Origin of the sequence: Bradyrhizobium cenepequi, assembly GCF_020329485.1 — a bacterium.
Lineage (GTDB): Bacteria > Pseudomonadota > Alphaproteobacteria > Rhizobiales > Xanthobacteraceae > Bradyrhizobium > Bradyrhizobium cenepequi.
In genome coordinates this window covers 1-4,573 of the sequence record NZ_JAGKJI010000114.1, presented here as the reverse complement: position 1 = coordinate 4,573, position 4,573 = coordinate 1, and the positions used below count along the sequence as shown (strand labels likewise).

Genomic DNA, 4,573 nt, shown 5'->3' with positions numbered 1-4,573 from the left:
CGCCCGCCGAAGCCAGGCGGATCTTGCGGCGGCTCGAGTTCCACTACACCCCCAAGCATGCAAGCTGGCTCAACATGGTTGAGATCGAGGTCGGCGTCTTGCGGGGACAGTGCCTCGGTCGCAGGATCGACGACCCCAAGCGACTGCGCCGCGAAATCATCGCTTGGGAACGGCAGAGGAACGCCGCACGCTGCCGCATCAAATGGATGTTCACTACAGACAAGGCCCGCGCCAAAATGGGCCGAGCCTATCCCGACACTTCCAAAGAGTCATAATCACCGTGCAGAGCAACTAGAGCTACTCTCCGAGTTCAGTGGGCGATCACCTCTGCGCCGCCGACCGAGCCACACGATCATCCGTCGGCGCCATCGACGGAACCGCGGAACGTCGATCGAGAGCAGTGCAAGAGCCGGCGGCAGCAGTATGAATCCAGCCGGCGGCAGGATTCCGCGGACAGGAAGAGCGATACCAAGCGCGATGCGGATGCCGCGACGCTTCGGGATGCGGAGGTGCCTCTTGCCGATACGTAGATAAGCGGACGTCGCGTCAGTCCTGCTCGACATCGTCAGGCACGGGATTTCCGGCCAAGGCCAGGCCGGCAAGACGCTCCGCCTCCTCGAGGGTACCGACGATCCGAAACCTCAGTCCGAAGGACGCGGCGATGACTGCGCCTTGGGCACGTTTGAGAAGGCGCTTGGCCTTGTTCGGCTCCACGCTGAAGATGCCTTGGCATCTCGCGGCAAGACGCGCCTTGTTGGCCTTCAGGAAGACGGTGCGAAGCTTCTGATCCTCGTGCGCCTCATCTTCCACCGAGTCGGGAAAGATCATCACGAATGGACGTTCCTGGCCCAACAGAGCTTCCATCTCGCTCGCCCAGTTCGGCGCGTAGCCCGGCGGCAGACCGCGGCCGTGCAAGACCACGACCGGGAAGCGCGAGACGTCGTGCAGCTTGAAATCCTCTGTTCTCATTACGATTACCTTTCAAGTCGCCAAGCTAGAATCTTGCGGTCGCGCCAATGCCGACAAGGCGGCCTTGGCCGACGCGAACGGATTGCGCGGTTGGTCCGAAGCTCTGCCCGAACACTTCGTAACGCTCGTCGAGCAGATTGTTGGCGAAGACGTAGGCGTCGAAGCTCTGCGCCTTCCAGCCGAGCTTGCCGTTGACGACGCCGTAGGACGGCAGGTCGAAGCTGTTGGCGACGTCCGCGGCGCGGATACCGACGAACTGGTAGTTGCCCCAAACGAAGAAGTCACCGGCGAGCCGAAGAGACGCGGCCGAAACCTGGTACTGGAAGCCGATATTGGCGGTCAACGGCGGCACGTTCGGAACACGGCCGCCATCCTTCGCACCAGTGGCACCGCCAAGCGGGACATTGACGAGTTCTGCATGCGTGACGCCGATGCCACCGAGCAGCTCGAAGCCCCGTGCAATGCGGAGCGTTGCTTCCAGTTCACCACCTGTGGGTACCGAAAACCTAAACCCGGACGTAGTGGTGATGGAGTCCGCCGAGGATGGGGAACGATTTGATGCCCCGGTCCGCTGAACCGGGCGAGCAACCGGCGCGTCTTTGTTCAACGAGCGGTGCGTTCGGATGTCGTTGTAATAGCGTGCGTAAGATCGCAGAATCTGACGCAGATGCATCTCGCTCAGGACAATGATGTGGTCCAAACACTCGCGGCGGATCGATCCGATCAACCGTTCGGCAAAGCCATTCTGCCACGGCGAGGCTGGTGCAACAGGCTTGTCGCGGATGCCCATGGCGCGCAATCGCCGCGTAACGAGGCTGCCATAGATTACGGTCACGATCGCGAATGAGGTATTTTGGGGCCTGATCCCAAGGAAAGGCTTCCGTGATCTGACGTGCAACCCATTCCGCGGTCGGATTCTTTGTGACGTTGATCCAGGCCAGGTTTCTGCGGTCTAGTCGGACGATGACGAATGCATAGAGCAGGTCGAAGCCGGTGGTGGGAACAACGAACAAGTCCATGGCGGCAATCTCCGGCGCGTGGCTGCGCAAGAAGGTTCGCCATCCCTGGCTGGGTGACCCTCGTCGTTTCACCATGTACTTGGCAACGCTCGATTGCGCGACCTCGAACCCGAGCTTGAGCAGTTCGCCGTGGATGCGTGGCGCTCCCCAAAGCGGATTCTCCATGCTCATCCGCCGGATCAGCGCCCGCAATTCAGTATCGATCTGCGGCCGCCCTCTCAGCGACCGCGACTTCCAACGCCAATAGCCGCGAAAGCCGGTCCGATGCCATCGCACGAGCGTCTCGGGCCGAATGATCGTGAGAACCTGCAGGATTGACGGAAACCAGCGATACAGCTGGATGAAGAACCAGCGGTCATGGTTCGTCAGCCGGACGCGACCATGCAGCCTCCGCCTCAAGACAATCAGCTGATGTCGAAGCACCGCGTTCTCAGCTTCAAGCCGCAACTTCGACCTGAATGGCGAGGCCAGGACGGCCAGAACGAAACAGAGCAGCCCGATCATTCCGCCAGCTTAGGCGATTCCATCACGGCTTCAACTCGGACAAGGTTTTCGGTACACACAACCTCATTGATGGGCCTTCCTGAAATACGGTGAGGAGCGCCGGCGTATCAGCAAGCCGCTGTTCTACGAACCGGCGCGCGCTCGAGGCGGTAAAAATGCGACCCCTCAGTGGCAGAAGGTTGCCGAGCGCTTGGGGGAATGGGTACACAAATCCTTGAAGGTCACGGACGTGCAGCCCAATCATGGGTGGCGGCACCTTTGGCGTGAGATCGTGCGCGGCACTAGGATGACGCCGGAATTGTGCGACTATATGTGCGGCCACGAAGGAAAGAGCGGCACGGGCGCCCGATACGGCAAACGGAAAGTGCCGGTGCTCGCGAAATGGCACTCTTCCCTCGTTTCAAAGTGCCTGCTCTCAGTCAACCGCCGGCTGCGCTCAAGCTCATTGGGCGGACGAGAGTGGCTAAGGCCTCAAAGCGAGTGACTTCAACAAAGACCGCCTAAGTTCTTTCGATCTTCAATTCCGCAATATTGGCTCAGCCGCAACAAATCCAGCAAAGCGGATCTTGCGGATGCTGCTACTTAACCAAGTAGTGGATCACCACGTAGCACCGCTGGGTCGCGATGAGCACAACTTTCACTCGTTCTTCGAAAAGCAAACTACCGCACGCCTGTCTTTTTCACCATGGGCAGACATCGAGCCACACGAGCGATCTCATTACCCACCGGCTTGGCGCAAGGGCATTTCGCGGGACAACGAAGTGCCCTCCACATCATCACGCAGCAAATGGTCCTAGACCGGTAACTCAAAAGGAGCCAACGATGCATCAGACTTTGTTAATGGTAGCGATCTCTCTCGTCTTTACGCCAGCCGTCGTCCTCGCCCAATCACCCATGGTTGCGATTTCCCCACTCGCGCCGAACACTCCAGAAAGCGTTCATGTCCAGCCGCGAGGACGTGCCTTTGCACCAAATTCTGCCGAAGATGACGTCGTGCAGAAGCAGATCTCGAGGTTTAACGCCACACAGCAGCTCATGGATGCCAAGCTCGATCGACGGATTATCATCTGCCGTCGCTGCTAACGATCGCCACTTCCCTAGGCTCCTCATTTGGTCGAGATAAGACCCGATGCGTTCTGAAATGAGAAAAATTCATGGTATCAACCGTAGCAGATAGAACAAAGGTCGGCGCTCCACAATCTAGACCAGCGGCTTGCGAGAGCTCCGTTGGCCCAGTAGACAGTTCGCTCGGCTTTGTAGTCCACGAACTTCAGCATCGTATCCGCAATCTGCTGACTGTCGTTCAGTGCTTCGTCAAGCAGACAGACGCGGCAACTACGGCTGACTATCGTCTTGCCCTGAGCGAAAGGCTTTCGGCTCTGTCGGATGCCTACAGCTTAATCGAGCGCGCGGGCGAGAACCGCATCTCATTGACTGAGATCCTTGAACGGACGTTGACGCCACACGCGGCGGTAACGAGAGATCGAATTTATGCTGCAGGACCCGAAATCGATCTTGAACCGCGCCTCGCCCTCTCTCTCCATATGATCCTCGACGAGCTCGCAAGCAACGGCACCAAGCATGGCGCATTGAGTTCTCCGACCGGAAGCGTGGAGCTGCGCTGGACTCTACTCGCCGATTGTGATGGACGGAAGCTTGCCATCCAGTGGAACGAGCGCGGAGGGCCGGAAGCGAGCGAGCCTAAACGAAGCGGATTTGGCCTTCGCCTGATCACCAGCGCGCTGGCAGGTTCGCAAGTGAGGTTAGAATTTAATCGAACCGGGCTAGGGTCTGTTGGGATTCAGGATTCTCATCCGGGCTCGGTTGTGATTCAAGCTATGGATGGACCGATTCGTTTTGACTGATGCCCAATGGGCGAAGATGGAGCCGCTTTGTCTTGGCAAGCCAAGCGATCCCGGCCGCAGTGGCAAGGACAACCGACGGTTTGTCGAGGCCGTGCTGTGGATCGCGCGAACCGGCAGTCCCTGGCGGGATCTGCCGCCCTCGTTCGGCCACTGGAACAGTGTCTTCACGCGCTTCCGCGACTGGGTGAAGGCGGATATCTGGAAGCGGCTGTTCGA

At 59.1% G+C, this 4,573-nt stretch carries 7 protein-coding genes; 5 read left to right on the top strand and 2 right to left on the bottom strand.

Annotated elements, in window-relative coordinates; all coding sequences use genetic code 11:
• On the top strand, positions 1–275 hold a 275-nt coding region (locus J6497_RS40225; protein WP_225709539.1), incomplete at its 5' end, for a transposase.
• 271 nt (positions 276–546) lie between these two features.
• Here J6497_RS40225 and J6497_RS40220 read toward each other — a convergent pair.
• Entirely contained in the window at positions 547–969 is a 423-nt protein-coding gene (locus J6497_RS40220; RefSeq protein WP_225709675.1) for a hypothetical protein, read from the bottom strand.
• A 25-nt stretch (positions 970–994) separates the two neighbouring features.
• Positions 995–1,759 (bottom strand): TonB-dependent receptor domain-containing protein, encoded by a 765-nt coding sequence (locus J6497_RS40215; RefSeq protein WP_225709676.1) that lies wholly within the window; start codon positions 1,757–1,759, stop codon positions 995–997.
• Positions 1,760–1,986: 227 nt separating this feature from the next.
• On the opposite strand from J6497_RS40215, the gene J6497_RS42390 reads away from it, so the two are divergent.
• The 4 genes from J6497_RS42390 to J6497_RS40195 form a co-directional block, all read left to right on the top strand.
• Entirely contained in the window at positions 1,987–2,235 is a 249-nt protein-coding gene (locus J6497_RS42390; RefSeq protein ID WP_225709674.1) for a hypothetical protein, read from the top strand.
• Positions 2,236–3,314: 1,079 nt separating this feature from the next.
• Positions 3,315–3,575, top strand: coding sequence for a hypothetical protein (locus J6497_RS40205; RefSeq protein WP_225709673.1), 261 nt, complete (start codon positions 3,315–3,317; stop codon positions 3,573–3,575).
• A gap of 71 nt (positions 3,576–3,646) precedes the next feature.
• Positions 3,647–4,357, top strand: coding sequence for a sensor histidine kinase (locus tag J6497_RS40200; RefSeq protein ID WP_225709672.1), 711 nt, complete (start codon positions 3,647–3,649; stop codon positions 4,355–4,357).
• Positions 4,335–4,573: transposase (locus J6497_RS40195; RefSeq protein WP_225704199.1), on the top strand; the 239-nt coding region annotated here is incomplete at its 3' end. The genes J6497_RS40200 and J6497_RS40195, both read left to right, overlap by 23 nt.